Below are 14,177 nucleotides of genomic sequence, written 5' to 3'. Positions count from 1 at the left end.
TTATGAGCTTATGTGTAGTTGTTTTAACAGCTTGTAAAGATGAAGAGGGAAAGCTGAAAGCATCGGAAGAACAGAAAATAGATGAGAAGAAAATTGAAGAAGATAAGAAGGTAGAAGAGGAACGTAAACAAGAAGAACAACAAAAGGCAGAGGAAGAGAAACGTAAGCAAGAGGAACAGCAAAAAGTAGAGGAAGAAAAACGTAAGCAAGAAGAGCAAAGACGTGTACAAGAACAACAGAAAGCACAGCAACAACAGTCTGCACAACAAGAGAAAACACAAAAACAAGGAAAAACAACGCAAGCAACAGGTGGGAAACCGACAAGGTCACAAATTTCAGTTGGTTCACATGTAGTGATCCAATTAGATAAAGATTATAGTAAAACTGTGAGCGGTGTTGTGAAAGATATTTTAACAAACACGGAAACACATACATACGGAATTAAAGTTCGATTACAGGATGGACAAATTGGCCGTGTTCAAAGTGTTGGATAAATAAAAAAGAGGTCGTCCATTTTTGGACGACCTCTTTTTTATTATGCCTGGTTCGTGCGGAAAAATGGAAGCTTCTGCACAGCGTAAACTAACCCATATGCAAGAATTAAGCACATAAGAGGGTTAATGAAAAATCCGTAGCGATTAATTGCTAAGAATAAGTTTGAGAAGATGATGTAAATAACAGAACTTGCTACTAGCATCATAACGCGTTTATGTTTAAATGAATTTAGCATGCAGCAGAAACTGCTCAAGAATGTGCCTATGATGAAGACCTTATGACACATTTGCATAAATTTATGAATATGGTATTGGTCTACAGCAGGAGCTGTTTTGAATAATTCAATTGTTTTACCAACAGTGAACCACGAGAACCAATATGTGAAGTCCGTTTTAAATCCATTTTTGATTAAATCTTTTGCGTATGCATTTTTATCCTCTAAGCCCTGGGCTTTCATTTGGTTAACTACATTTTCATAGCCAATTTTGTTAAATGGATCTGCACCGGCAATTAATGGGTCCGCACCTTGGGTTGAGAATAAGATAAATTGATTGAACGCTAAATAGTTACGAACAACCCAGGCACCGATAATCAAGAACGGGCCAATGAGCCATAATAATCCAATTCGAATTGAGTCTTTAAATCCATATGTGAACAAGACGACAAGAACAGGAATGAGCATCATTGGAGCTGGATTTGGACGGAACATAAGTAAAATGGAAACGACAATTCCGAACCATATATGGAATTTCACTTTATTATATTTCCATGCGAGAACAAATACATATACACTTAACGTTAATAAGAATATTGAAGGAACTTCGGTTAATAACGTACGGAAGTATGTATAGTTACTTGGATAAATAGCATATAAAATACTTGCGACAATTCCATAAATATTCTTTTCAAATAATTCTCTTCCAATTAAGAATACTAATAAAACTGTGCCGAGGTTCAGTATCATATTAATGACAGTTGCCACGTAATAGTAAGGAAGTGATGTAACATCAGAAATAATCATAGCGCCAGCTAATAATAGTGGCTGACCTGGTGTGATGTATGCATTTTTTCCAGGAACTTCACTAGGCTCCAAATAAACATATCCAAAGACACCGTGTTTTAATAGCTGTTCAGCTGTTAACGAATAGTTGAACGCATCATATGCACCATATGTTACTTTGACTACCTCTCCATTTAATCCTGGCTGTTTTACTAGACAAAAAACATGCAACAGGAAAGAAAGCGCCAAAATTACATATACCGCTTTAGGCAAATTTTTAAACTTATTTAACAAAAGTGAGCAGCTCCTTTTTTATTAATTCTTTCTTATTTTCATGATAAAACCCTAATAGTATTAAGGTTTTCCAAAACATAGTTATTATATCATAAAGTGGAATGCGAAATTGAATTTTTCAAGAATGATTAATTCTAATATTGATATTTTACGATAGGTTAAGGGATAATTAAGAAACTATATGTATAGTAGAAGCAAGTTTGAAGACGAAATCCATGATATATGTTATTTTAATAGAAACTGTTTTTACGGTGCGGGGTGGAATTAATAGATAGAAAAGAGGGAATGAATTGAAGTATGATTTTACACTTTATCATCTTCCGAAAAGAAGTATATTAATTTCTACCATTATAAGTAGTATGGTGACCTTATTAGTAACAACTATGCTATTTATGATTTTAAAGGTTTTTAATTTAGACATGATTAAAGACCGTTTAAATCAAAATCTTATTTTAAGCGTCATGATGATTTTAATATGTGGTACAACATTATATTTTACGCATTCCAATAAAAAAGAGACGTCTATACTTAGAGCGTCCTTTCGAGTGCATTTTATATTATTTTTAGTAGCTCATACAGTAGCTTTATTTTATATTGTGATACAAGTTAAAATGGACTTCTTAGGAGCGATGAATTGGATTTACTATTATAATATGCGGTTTATATTAAGCTGTGTAGTAATATATGCAATATATATTCTTGTGTATAACTTACTAGGAAAGGTTTTTCTAAGTATTATTTTAACGAGCTGCACGTTAATCATTTTAGGTATCGTAAACTATTTGAAGCTTATTTTTAGAGGAGATCCGCTATATCCTTCTGATTTTACACAAATTACACATATGCAATCTGTTATACCGATGGTGATGGACTATTTTAGTTGGAGTTATATTTTAGGCGTTATCGTAAGTATTGTAGCTTGTATTATAGCAGGGATGTATATTAGAAAATATATTCAAAATGTAAAGATTCATCCAGGAATAAGAGTTTTATTAGTAGTGGGATCTGTTTTCGTTTTATATGCGTACGGTAATTTTACGAACACGTTTATGAATAAAGTGTTTCAAAAATCGGGTGTAGATTTCATTTTGTGGAATCAAAATGAAAATTATTCCTCAAATGGTTTTGTGTTAGGCTTTATAAGTAATTTAGATACGACAGTCATTGAAAAGCCGAAAGAGTATTCAAAAGAAAATATGCTTCAAATAGCAAACGACATAAAGAAACAATATGGTAGCAATATAGGAGCACAGAAGCAAAAAGAGAAACCAAATATTATTTTTGTAATGAGTGAATCGTTTTGGGATCCAACGAAATTAACGAATCTTTCCTTTAGTGAAGATCCTTTACCGAATTTGCATCATTATATAGAAAGTTTTCCAGGTGGACAAACTATTTCGCCAACATTTGGAGGAAATACTGCGAACGTTGAATTTGAGGCGTTAACGAGTTATTCAATGAGTTTGTTAAAACCAGGATCTATACCATATCAGCAAGTCGTGACAAATAAAATAGAAATTCCATCTATTCCTCGAGCGTTGAAAAAAGAAGGGTATTACACAAGCGCTATTCATTCTTTCGGTCGCTCATTCTTTAAACGTGATGATGTATATAAAGTGTTAGGATTTGATAAGTTTAATGCACAAGATACGATGGAAAATGTAGAGGTCGATGGAGATTATATTAGTGATTTATCTATGAGTAAAGAGATAATAGCTGAATTAGAGAAGCAAAAGAAACCTACGTTTGTTTATGCCGTTACGATGCAAAATCATTTTCCATTTACAGAGGGAAGATTTGGCGAAAATAGAGTAGAAATTAGTGGATTAGAAAATGAAGAGTCGAAGGCTGAATTAGAGACATATACAGAAGGTTTAAGACGTTCAGATGAAGCGCTTCAATATTTAATAGAGCAACTAGACAATTTAGATAGACCTACATTATTAGTATTCTTTGGTGATCATCTTCCATCACTAGGAACAAATAAATCTCTTTATAAAGAGAATGGGTATATAACGAATGAAAAATCGCCAAGTGAACGGTTAGCAATGGCGCAAACTCCGTTATTAATGTATGCAAATTTTGATATGCCAAATGACAATTTAGGTTTAGTAAGTCCAATTTATTTTTCAAATCTTGTCTTTGATTATGCTGGATTAAATAAGGCACCGTTCTATCAATTTTTATCGAAGTTATATGAAGAAATCCCTGTACTTCGTGACGAATTGAAGATAGGAAAAGACGGAGAAGTAATAAAAAGTTTAACAGCGAAACAAAAAGAAATGTTAAAGCAATATGAGTTTATTCAATATGACTTGCTTGTCGGAAAACAATATAGTAAGGATATATTATTTAAATAAGCGACATAAAAAAGAACTTGTACGATACAAGTTCTTTTTTTTATAGTATTTAACGGGGAAACTAGACAAGCTGGGTTTAGGGAGTATTACTTGTACATTTAGTATAAATTAAAATAGAATCGTTTTAATAATTGATTTGTGAGAAGTGTGTGAATTTTTCATCTAGTATATAATTGGATAATTTGTTTAATGCGTAAAAAAAACTCTTTAAGATTTCTAAGAGAATTTTTTATTTAGATATATATTAAATTTTCGGAAAAATTAGTTATAATAAAGTTGTGTAGTAATTTTAAAAAAAGAGGTGGGACATTGAAGCGTTTTTGGGGTGGGAAAATAATAGAATTTCTTATTAGTATCGCAGTTATTCTTACTGTAAGTTATTTACCATTCTCTTTGTTTTTAGGGAATAGTCTTGATTTTATTACATATTTAGAGAGATTAGCTTCGCCAAAGGATATTGCACATATTGATACAAACACTATGCAGTCAATTCCTTTTTTTGAACGGATTATTGAACCTTATACGTATTCTATGACCATTCTTTTAATCGCTACTTGTTTAACAATTATTCTTTCAATTGGTCTTTCATTCGTATACTTATTAGTTTCTTCTAAAATTAAGAAGGGGATTGAGAGTTGTTTAATTTTAATAGAATCAGTTCCGGATTTATTATTAATTTTTAGTTTACAGTTATTTGTTGTATGGATTTATAAACAGACAGGATATCGATTCTTTACTATTTATGCGTTTAATGATGAACGTGCCTATTTCTTACCTATTATTTGTATGACAATCGTTCCAACCCTTCATTTTTTCCGTATTATCGTTTTATTTTTAATGGAAGAAAAGAATAAGCCGTATGTGGAATTCGCCCGTGCGAAAGGATTGAGCAATAAATATATACTGTATGCTCATTTATTACGTAATATTATGTACCATCTGTTAAATCACTTGCAGCCGCTTTTTTTATTCATGATTTCAAGCCTTTTAATGGTAGAGGGAGCTTTTAATATTACGGGGTATATGTCTTTCTTAATAAGGGCAGGCTCTTTAAATCCTTTAACGATGGCATGGTGGATTCTTTTATTATTTGTTCCATTCTACATTTTATTTACTATTATACATTACCGAGTGAATCGTATTACAGGAGGGGCTTCTCATGATATATAGAAACTTTCGCTCCAAACGTTTTTTGTGTGGGGTCCTGTACTTTGTAGGGATTGTTGTAATTAGTTATCTTATTACGTGGTTTGGTAAGGATTTATATATGAGTAAGACAATCTGGCTGAAAGATGCGAATGGGGATGTTATTGCTGCAGCTCCGTTTAGTCCGCTTACAATACCACCACTCGGTACAGATCGTAACGGTTTTAATTTGTTTTTTCAATTATTACTAGGTGCAAAGTTTACAATATTATTTGTATTTGGCGTATGTAGCGTACAAGTGTTTCTCGGTACTATATTAGGTGTAGCATTAGCTCATACACCATCTATCGTACAAAATTTATTTCAAAAAATATGTAAAGTGTATTTCTTTATTCCGACAGTGCTATGGGCGATTTTGTGGATGTTTCCAATCATGTTACACAGTGAATTAACTGGATTTAATATGGAAATTATTATAAAGCAGTTTACTGTTCTTTGTTTTGCGCTGTTACCAGCTGTTATTCTTTATGTGAATCAAGAAATCAATTTATTTATGAAAAATGAGTTTGTTACAACTTCGAAAATATTAGGAGCTTCAAAGTTTCGGATTATTAGAAAGCATATATGGTTGTATTTAAAAGAAATTCTTGTCGTCCTTTTTTTACAGCAGTTTGTTCAATTATTTACGTTATTAATTCATTTGTCATTTTTTGGAATTTTAATCGGAGGACGAGGTGTAGATTATGAGACACAGAAACCATACTCACTTACGAATGAATGGGCGGGTTTAATTGGTCTATACAAAAGTGAATTTTTAACAGCACCATGGATTGTCATTGCGCCACTACTATTCTTTACTGTTTCTATATTTGTTTTACATATGATGATTAAAGGGATAAAGAAAGAGCGCGGTAGCAGTCTATATTCTATGTATAAAAAGACAAAGAAAGAGCCATATGAACAAAGACAGGAAAAGAAGGAAATAGATAAATCATTGTTTATTCCGGTGTCTTCTAAATCGATAGAAAAAGGTAGTTAAGAAAAAAGAATTTGCCGTAAGGGCAAATTCTTTTTTACTGCAGCGGAACTATGAGTTTAAAAATTTAATAAGTTCCTTATTTAATTCATCCGCTTGATCGATTGGAGAGCCGTGGCCGCTATTTGTAAGAGCATGTAGTTGAGAAGTTTTAATCCGTTGCTGTGTAAGTTCAGCACTTTTGTAAGGGATGAGTTGGTCGTGAACGCCGTGGAATATTTTTGTTGGAACGTTAATTTTACTTAAGTCTTTTGTTACATCTTCGTTCGCGGCTGCTTGTAGAATTTTGATGAGAGCGTATGAAGCAGACTGCATACCGAGATAAGAAAACCATTCTAGTGTAGCGGCTCCTAAGTTTCTATTAAAAAATGATAAAGATACATCACTTAGAAACTTAGGTAAATTTACATACATTTGATTAATAAGAGCATCTGCTTGCTCTTTCGGTACGCCGTAAGGGGATTGTTGGTTTTTTACGAAAGAGGGGGAGACGGCATCAATTAATGCAAGTTTAGAAATACGACGACCGTTATATCGTGACATGTATCGAATAGAAAGAGCACCGCCGACTGAGAAACCGACTAACGTAGCATTTTCTATTTGAAGTGCTTCTAATACGATTGCGATATCATCAGCTAAACGATCATACGTGTAACCAGTCCATGGTTTATCAGACTGTCCGTTTCCGCGTATATCCATGGCGATGCAGCGGAAACCATGTTGTGGCAAGATATTAAATTGATATTGGTACATTTGATGATTTAAAGGCCAGCCATGAACGAAGAAGACAGGTTTACTTCCAGGACCTGGGTTAATATCCTCAACAAAAATGTGTACATCTTTTTCAACTGTAACGAACATGATGTATCCTCCTCATGCATTTTAATAGGCTCTCTCCCAAAATCGCTGTTTTGTCATCGCTTGAATAAATTCACTTGCAAGTAGTGTTGGATTTTGTGCTGTTATAACGCCAGGTTTTCCTTCGATGTTTAAAGATTGAATAATAGTAGTTCCATTTTGGAAAGCGCCGATTGGCTTAAAGTGATTATACGATTCTACGACAAATGAACTTGCCTTGTTAAGGAAATGATCATCCATCGTTCCGCCAATAAGAAATAATCCATCATAAAGAAGCGGGGATCCTGTTAAGAAAGTATCATTCACTTCCCACTGTACATTTTGAGAGCCTTGCACAAAACCTAATCGTTCGTAAATAATAACGGGCTGAAGACCGGCTTGTTTTAATTGATTTATAATATATTGTGAGTTTTGACCGTCATACCCGTTTGCGACAATGACTCCTACTCGTAATGTATTTGTGCTGAATGTTGTATTTGCCATACTTAGTGCTGGTGAGGATTTTGTAACAGTTGATTCTTGAACATTTGGTACTGTTGCTCCAACTGCTTCAGCTACTAAAGTAGCTAATTCTGTACTAATATGACCAATCATATCTACGACTTGTTGGCGTACAGATTTGCTTTTTACTTTTCCTAATTCAAAGGAGAAGGCCTGCATAATATGGATTTTTTCGACGTGGCTCATACTATTCCAAAATAAACGGGCTTGTGAGAAATGGTCCTTGAAACTAGCGGCTGTTTCTCTCGTTTTATGTCCAGAAACAGTAGAAGGATATGTAACGAAACCGCCTTTCGTACCAGGTACAGTAAAGGGAGAGTTATTTGCTAAAGAGTTATTATGGTAAGCGACTTTTCCTTTATCAATTATGTATTTAGACGCACCATCTCTTTGGTTGTTATGAAAAGGACATATCGGACGGTTAATCGGTAACTCTTGATAGTTTGTGCCGACGCGGGCTAATTGCGTATCTGTATAAGAAAAGAGTCTACCTTGTAAGAGAGGATCATTTGTAAAATCAATACCGCGGACGATACTTCCAGGGTGCAGTGCGACTTGTTCTGTTTCCGCAAATACGTTGTCAACGTTCCGATTTAACGTCATTTTTCCGATGATTTTAACAGGGAAGTCTTCTTCCGGCCAAATTTTCGTTGCATCTAATATATCGAAATCGTATGTAAATTCGTCCTCTTCTTCTAAAATTTGAACGCCAAGTTCGTACTCAGGGTAGTTTCCAGCATTAATATTTTCCCATAAATCACGGCGATGGTAATCCGGATCAGCACCGCCTAGTTTTTGAGCTTCATCCCAAATTAACGAGTGAACGCCAAGCTTAGGCTTCCAGTGGAATTTTATAAATCGTGACTTTCCGTGTTTATTAACTAAGCGGAATGTATGAACGCCGAACCCTTGCATCATTCGAAAACTTCTCGGAATTGTACGATCCGACATAATCCACATCATCATCGCAGCTGCTTCTTGATTATTGGCGATAAAGTCCCAAAAAGTATCATGGGCTGTTTGTCCTTGGGGAATCTCATTATGTGGCTCTGGTTTAAGAGCATGAATAAGATCCGGAAATTTAATACCATCTTGAATGAAGAAAATCGGAATGTTATTACCCACTAAATCGAAATTTCCTTCCTCTGTATAAAACTTAACAGCGAATCCTCGTACGTCTCGGTTTGTTTCATTTGCACCTTTTGATCCAGCGACTTCGGAAAAACGAATAAAAATAGGTGTCTTTTTAGATGGATCTTGTAAAAAGTGAGCCATTGTTAAGTCCTCTAGAGATTCATATAGCTCAAAAACACCATGTGCTCCGTAACCGCGGGCGTGAACGACTCTTTCAGGGATTCGTTCACGGTCAAAATGAGCGAGTTTTTCTCGCATAAGGAAATCTTCTAAAAGTGTAGGACCACGATCGCCGGCGGTTAAAGAGTTTTCATCATTTGAAATTTTGACACCCGTATTCGTCGTCATCTCTTTTCCTGCATTGTTTTTCGTAAAGGATTGTAACTGTTCTATCTTCTTATTTTCACGACCGTCCATATAAAGCACCTCCCATATTATACGTATTATTGTTCATGGTTTTTATGCTTACATATGGTGTGGAGAAGTATATTATCTATGGATTGATTTTCCTCATTTGTTCAATTTATCTTTGTTTGTCTATGAAAATCATTTATTATAATAAATGGTATTCTTTTGAAGGGGTGTTGAAGTGGGAGAGAGTTTTCTATCAGCTAAAGAAGAAAAGAAAAACGCTAAGATTTTCTTATGGGTAATGCATGTTATTTTAATTGTATACGAGGTTGCATACGCGATTATATTAGAAGATACAATGCCTTTAGGAAATTGGCATAAAGTGATATGGAAGCTTGCATATATTATGGCTATATTAGGTATTAGTGTTTACTTATTTGAGAGAGGAAAAGCAGATTTAGTTAAATATACATATTTATTTGCATACATAATCGCAGAGATTTTTAATATTGGATGGTATGCTTTTCATAATACAATAGCATTTGATGAAGGGAATGTAATTGAATATATTTTCATTTTCTTCGTACCGATCTTTTTGAGTAAAAGATATTTATTTGTCTTAGCGCCATTTCTTATAGGGAAATATATGATATACCTATTTGTATTTGGGCAACTTAACTTGTTTCTACCTCTTGTTATGAATATGGTGTTACTTCTCGTGTCATTTATTATTTTAAATCGATTTTTACAATATCTTTCAGCAGTAAAGGGACGTATTGCAGAGGCAAGTCAGTCACAAAAATTGGCGGTTATCGGAAAAATGGCAGCGACAGTCGGACATGAAATTAAAAACCCACTTGCTTCATTAAAAGGGTTTACGCAATTACAAAAAGAGAAACACGAAAAAGATGCAACATATGGACAAATGATCCTCGAAATAGAAAATATGAATAATATGATTAGTGAATTAATGGAGGTTGCTACATGTAAACCTTCTGTTTATGAAAAACACATTGTAAGTGATATTTTAGTACAAGCGGTAGAAAACATGCGCAAAAAAATGGACGAGTTAAATATAAAGTGCATCTTTAATGAAGAGCAAAATAGAAGTGAAATTGAATGTGATAAACGCAAATTAAAAGGAGTATTTTTGTATGTTATTAAAAATGCTTTAGAGGCAATGGAACATGGCGGAACATTAAAAATACAAGTTGAAAATAAAAAAAGAGATTACGTAATAGTAAGTATAGTAGATAGTGGTTTTGGGATAAAAAAAGATAATTTAGGAAGAGTTAAGGATGCTTTTTATACAACAAAGCAAGATAGAATTGGATTAGGTCTTACGGTAGCAGAGCAAATTATTACAGAGCATCTTGGAGAATTACACATTTCTAGTGAAGTAAAGAAAGGAACGAGAGTAGAAATACTACTCCCGAAAAAACGTGAGCGCGATGTGACACAAGATTAAGAGGAGTTGTTAAAGGAGTTATCATATGGAAAAAGGTAATATATTTGAAAAAGAAGAAATAAAGGCGTTAAAAATATTTTTAAGCTTATTCTTCGTTATATTTTTTGCGTATGATTTTGCTGAAAAGGCTATTGTCTTTTTATCAGATGGAAATCAAAAACTAGCAGATGTTTTTGGAGAAGGATTAGGTCTATGGCTATATAGTTTGATGATTGGATTATTCCTTGTCGGACTCTATTTTATGAAACGGAAAAAGCCGTATATTGTGAAGTACATTATTTTAATTGGCTATAATATATTGGATTTTATTCATAACTTCATTATTTATTACGGAAGTGATGCGGAATTTGATGGCGGGAATATAGTAGAAGGATTCTTTATTTTATTTGCACCGATATTGGTGAATAAGAGGTACTTTTGGTTAGTTGCCGGAACTATTGTTGGAAAATATGCACTTATGGGATTCGTTGTTCAATCCTTTATCGTTCTTATCCCAATGGCATTATATAGCATGTTTGTTATTATATGTTGGATTATATTTTTAAGATTCCAATCTTACGTTCGTACACTTGAAATGATGGACAAAGAAATACAAAAGGTAGAAAAATTAGCGATGGTTGGAAAAATGGCAACAGTAATTGGCGATAAGATTAGAAGACCGTTAGAAAAATTGAAAAAACTTGTGAATAAGCAAGCAGAAAAATATCCAGAAGATAAGATTTATAGTGAAATTATGAGACAGGAAGTAGAGCGAATTCATACAATTGCTACAGAACTAAATGGGTTTGAGAAATCTAAATCGGTAGAATCCGAAACTCATAATATTAAAGAAATCATCTCTTATGTTATCAGGGTTATGGAAAAGCCAGCTTTAGAACAAGGGATAAAAATGCATGCTATTTATAGTAAAGATATACCTTCAATTACATGTGATGAAAAACGATTGAAACAAGTATTTTTTAATTTAATAAAAAATGGGATTGAAGCAATGTCAGTTGGTGGAACTATTACTGTAAAAGTTATAGTGGAAGATGTGATCATTGTTCAAATTATAGATGAGGGATGCGGCATTCCGAAAGATAAAATTCCGAGGCTAAATGAAGCTTTTTACACAACGAAAGAAACTGGAACAGGCTTAGGATTAGTAGTTACGGAAAAAATTATTAAAGATCACCACGGTAAATTGAACTTTGAAAGTGAAGTTGGAGTTGGAACGACTGTTGAGATTATGTTGCCGATTTAATGATAGTGTAAGAGATAAATAGAAAACATCACTTAATCAAAAGTGATGTTTTTTAAAATTGATTTATCCCGCGTTAGCAGGTAGTAAGACTCCCACCTCCAAATTAAGCTGGGACAAAGAAGTTAGGTGGGAGTCGGGCTGCCCGAAAAAGCCCGATTGGTGCGGGCTAATAATAAGTGGGGAAGGAAAAAAACCACTTATTAAAGTTTTGCTTTATCAAAAGTTTTTTCTGTAGATTACAGATTAAAGAGAGGTAATCAAAAAAACGGAGTATACAGCGCTATCAGTAATTCCAGGGTTAATATAAAGGCATAATGCGTCTCCTCTTGAAACTGGATTTCCAGTTGTTGTACTAGTCCAAATAACAGTGGCAGGTCCTGGTAAAGGGGTAGGGTCATACACTTGAACTAGCTGTGATCCAACGTCTGAAGGAGTAATAGTAAATGTGATTGTTCCAGTGATTTTAGCCGTAGTGGTAAAAGTAATAGTAGATATAACGTGATTAGAGGTAGGGGCAGAAAGGTTTGTTGGGACATTAGTACAGATTTGAATTGTATAAACTTCTATAGGCAAATTATTTACATTTATAGATGCAGAAAAACCAGCTATATTTCCAGATCCAGCAACTACATAAGGAATAATATTGGAATCAACTGCTGGAGCACCTGCTATACGTTGAAACTCAGCGTTAGTTCCTTGGAAAAGGATGCTTTTTGCTGAACTGCTACCGGTGGATCCAGTAATACCAGTGGACCCAATGCTGCCAGTAGGCCCGGTGTTTCCGGTAGAACCAGTAGCTCCAGTAGGTCCGGTAGCTCCGGTAGAACCAGTAGGCCCGGTAGCTCCGGTAGAACCAGTAGGCCCGGTAGCTCCGGTAGAACCAGTGATCCCAGTAGCTCCAGTAGGACCACCTTCTACCAATACGATATAATCTGGAGATACATTCGGAAATCCTTGAGGTGCATCTTTTTTTACAACATAGCCGCTACTCGTGTAAGTGACAACTTGTCCCGTTTTATAGTTAGGAGCGGCTGCTAGACTAAAAGCGGTAGTACTTTGTAAACCGGCCCCGGTAGGTCCGGCATTGCCAGTAGGTCCTGTAGCGCCAGTGGGTCCAGTGCTGCCGATAGAACCACTGTTGCGTCTGCCGTCACAACTAAAGCAATTGCGTTGGTACATATATTATCTCCTTTCTATATTTTTGAAAGTCTAGTTTTAAAAGTAGAACTACTATATATATATTGTAGATTCTATATTTTTGTGTGGTCGATTGTATTATGTATATAGATTTCAAAAATAGGGGAGGTTTTATTAGTTTGATAACTAAGGTTTTATAACCACCATGTCTCCTGTGGAATCAAAGTAACATCTACATCAAAATTCTCTTTAAACCAATCATACATCAATGTCTCTTTCACTAAATATTCAGAGGCAGAGTGTGACACACCGATGAGTGACATATTTGTTTCTTTCACATAGTCCATAATGAGTGAGTATTTATACTTACCGTAATCATTGTCGATATGGCAATGGATTTCTCCTGTAATATATGCTTCAGCACCTTTTTCTTCGGCTTCTTTCATTAAAGATACGACATCGCCGCAGCCAGCGATAATTGCAATTTTCTTGATGGAATCGTGTTGTTTACCTTCGAAGTCTGTATAAGGAATGTTAAAGAGTTGTTTTAGACGTTTTTGAAGTTTTTCTGTTGTTGTTTCATCTATTTCACAAATGAGTCCGACTGGTTCGTTTTCTGGACCACCGTAAGCAAATCCGTCAATTGCATTGGCTTGTAGTGCTTTTGCGATTGAAATGCTAGTTCCATACGTTTGATGAAAATCCATTGGACCGTGACATGTATATATAGAAAGTTTCTTTTCTTTTATCGCCTGCAAATATTTTGATGGAATTGGAATAAATCCTCGCCCTGATTTTCCGAGTGGAGCACCGCACTCCATCACAAGTGGATGGTGCATGAAGAGTAAATCACCTGGCATGGATTGTGAAATGAATTTTTCGAGAACATCATCAGTTGGGAACACAGCTAAAAAGATTGTGTTTACATTTTCAGTGCCTCTTATCATAAGACCGTTAAATAGCTCAACAAAATTTGCTTCGAAAAATTGTTGCCATGGAAATTGGATTTGATCATATGTAGCTGGAATGAAGCGACTAAAGGCACTGTCTTTTCCGTATTTTTCAATTTGAAATAAATGATTAAGTGATTGTTCTATTGCTTTTAAGGCTGGCATGTTTAGTAATCCTCCTTAAGATAATTCTTACTTTGTTAG

The 14,177-nt window shown here is 34.5% G+C and carries 11 protein-coding genes; 6 read left to right on the top strand and 5 right to left on the bottom strand.

Annotated elements, in window-relative coordinates; all coding sequences use genetic code 11:
• Window positions 1–2: 2 nt before the first annotated feature.
• Entirely contained in the window at window positions 3–494 is a 492-nt protein-coding gene (locus tag FT637_RS05935) for a YwbE family protein (protein WP_193645498.1), read from the top strand.
• Between the two features lie 41 nt (window positions 495–535).
• On the opposite strand, the gene FT637_RS05930 is transcribed toward FT637_RS05935, so the two are convergent.
• Complete coding sequence (locus tag FT637_RS05930; protein ID WP_193645497.1) at window positions 536–1,789, bottom strand: ArnT family glycosyltransferase; 1,254 nt, start codon at window positions 1,787–1,789, stop codon at window positions 536–538.
• Window positions 1,790–2,079: 290 nt separating this feature from the next.
• Here FT637_RS05930 and FT637_RS05925 point away from each other — a divergent pair, with 290 nt between their 5' ends.
• The 3 genes from FT637_RS05925 (at window position 2,080) to FT637_RS05915 (ending at window position 6,334) form a co-directional block, all read left to right on the top strand.
• Window positions 2,080–4,149: an LTA synthase family protein gene (locus FT637_RS05925; protein WP_193645496.1), complete on the top strand. Its 2,070-nt coding sequence runs from the start codon at window positions 2,080–2,082 to the stop codon at window positions 4,147–4,149.
• A gap of 309 nt (window positions 4,150–4,458) precedes the next feature.
• Window positions 4,459–5,319, top strand: a complete 861-nt coding sequence (locus FT637_RS05920; RefSeq protein ID WP_193645495.1) for an ABC transporter permease subunit — start codon at window positions 4,459–4,461, stop codon at window positions 5,317–5,319.
• On the top strand, window positions 5,309–6,334 hold the full coding sequence (locus FT637_RS05915) for an ABC transporter permease subunit (RefSeq protein WP_193645494.1): 1,026 nt from the start codon (window positions 5,309–5,311) through the stop codon (window positions 6,332–6,334). The genes FT637_RS05920 and FT637_RS05915 overlap by 11 nt, the downstream gene beginning before the upstream one ends.
• Before the next feature lie 48 nt (window positions 6,335–6,382).
• On the opposite strand, the gene FT637_RS05910 is transcribed toward FT637_RS05915, so the two are convergent.
• Both FT637_RS05910 and FT637_RS05905 read right to left on the bottom strand, forming a co-directional pair.
• Entirely contained in the window at window positions 6,383–7,192 is an 810-nt protein-coding gene (locus tag FT637_RS05910; protein ID WP_193645493.1) for an alpha/beta fold hydrolase, read from the bottom strand.
• Between the two features lie 21 nt (window positions 7,193–7,213).
• Entirely contained in the window at window positions 7,214–9,241 is a 2,028-nt protein-coding gene (locus tag FT637_RS05905; protein ID WP_193645492.1) for a catalase, read from the bottom strand.
• 172 nt (window positions 9,242–9,413) lie between these two features.
• On the opposite strand from FT637_RS05905, the gene FT637_RS05900 reads away from it, so the two are divergent.
• Together FT637_RS05900 and FT637_RS05895 are read left to right on the top strand one after the other, a co-directional pair.
• Window positions 9,414–10,643 carry an ATP-binding protein gene (locus tag FT637_RS05900; protein WP_193645491.1) on the top strand — a complete coding sequence of 410 codons (1,230 nt, stop codon included), beginning with the start codon at window positions 9,414–9,416 and terminating at the stop codon, window positions 10,641–10,643.
• Between the two features lie 25 nt (window positions 10,644–10,668).
• The gene (locus FT637_RS05895; protein WP_193645490.1) at window positions 10,669–11,886 is read left to right on the top strand and encodes an ATP-binding protein; all 1,218 of its coding nucleotides are present in this window, start codon (window positions 10,669–10,671) and stop codon (window positions 11,884–11,886) included.
• Window positions 11,887–12,129: 243 nt separating this feature from the next.
• On the opposite strand, the gene FT637_RS05890 is transcribed toward FT637_RS05895, so the two are convergent.
• Window positions 12,130–13,065, bottom strand: a complete 936-nt coding sequence (locus tag FT637_RS05890) for a collagen-like protein (RefSeq protein WP_193645489.1) — start codon at window positions 13,063–13,065, stop codon at window positions 12,130–12,132.
• 152 nt (window positions 13,066–13,217) lie between these two features.
• The gene (locus tag FT637_RS05885) at window positions 13,218–14,138 is read right to left on the bottom strand and encodes a Nif3-like dinuclear metal center hexameric protein (RefSeq protein ID WP_193645488.1); all 921 of its coding nucleotides are present in this window, start codon (window positions 14,136–14,138) and stop codon (window positions 13,218–13,220) included.
• Between the last annotated feature and the right edge of the window lie 39 nt (window positions 14,139–14,177).

The sequence above is a fragment of the Bacillus cereus genome (assembly GCF_015071065.1).
GTDB classification, from domain to species: Bacteria; Bacillota; Bacilli; order Bacillales; family Bacillaceae_G; genus Bacillus_A; species Bacillus_A cereus_BA.
Note: the sequence above shows the minus strand (reverse complement) of the source record. Positions and strands in the feature narration are given on the sequence as shown.

Coding starts and splice junctions, on each gene's coding strand:
- FT637_RS05935 (WP_193645498.1), top strand. CDS start 3: ATGAGCTTATGTGTAGTTGTTTTAACAGCTTGTAAAGATGAAGAGGGA.
- FT637_RS05915 (WP_193645494.1), top strand. CDS start 5,309: ATGATATATAGAAACTTTCGCTCCAAACGTTTTTTGTGTGGGGTCCTG.
- FT637_RS05910 (WP_193645493.1), bottom strand. CDS start 7,192: ATGTTCGTTACAGTTGAAAAAGATGTACACATTTTTGTTGAGGATATT.
- FT637_RS05905 (WP_193645492.1), bottom strand. CDS start 9,241: ATGGACGGTCGTGAAAATAAGAAGATAGAACAGTTACAATCCTTTACG.
- FT637_RS05895 (WP_193645490.1), top strand. CDS start 10,669: ATGGAAAAAGGTAATATATTTGAAAAAGAAGAAATAAAGGCGTTAAAA.
- FT637_RS05890 (WP_193645489.1), bottom strand. CDS start 13,065: ATGTACCAACGCAATTGCTTTAGTTGTGACGGCAGACGCAACAGTGGT.
- FT637_RS05885 (WP_193645488.1), bottom strand. CDS start 14,138: ATGCCAGCCTTAAAAGCAATAGAACAATCACTTAATCATTTATTTCAA.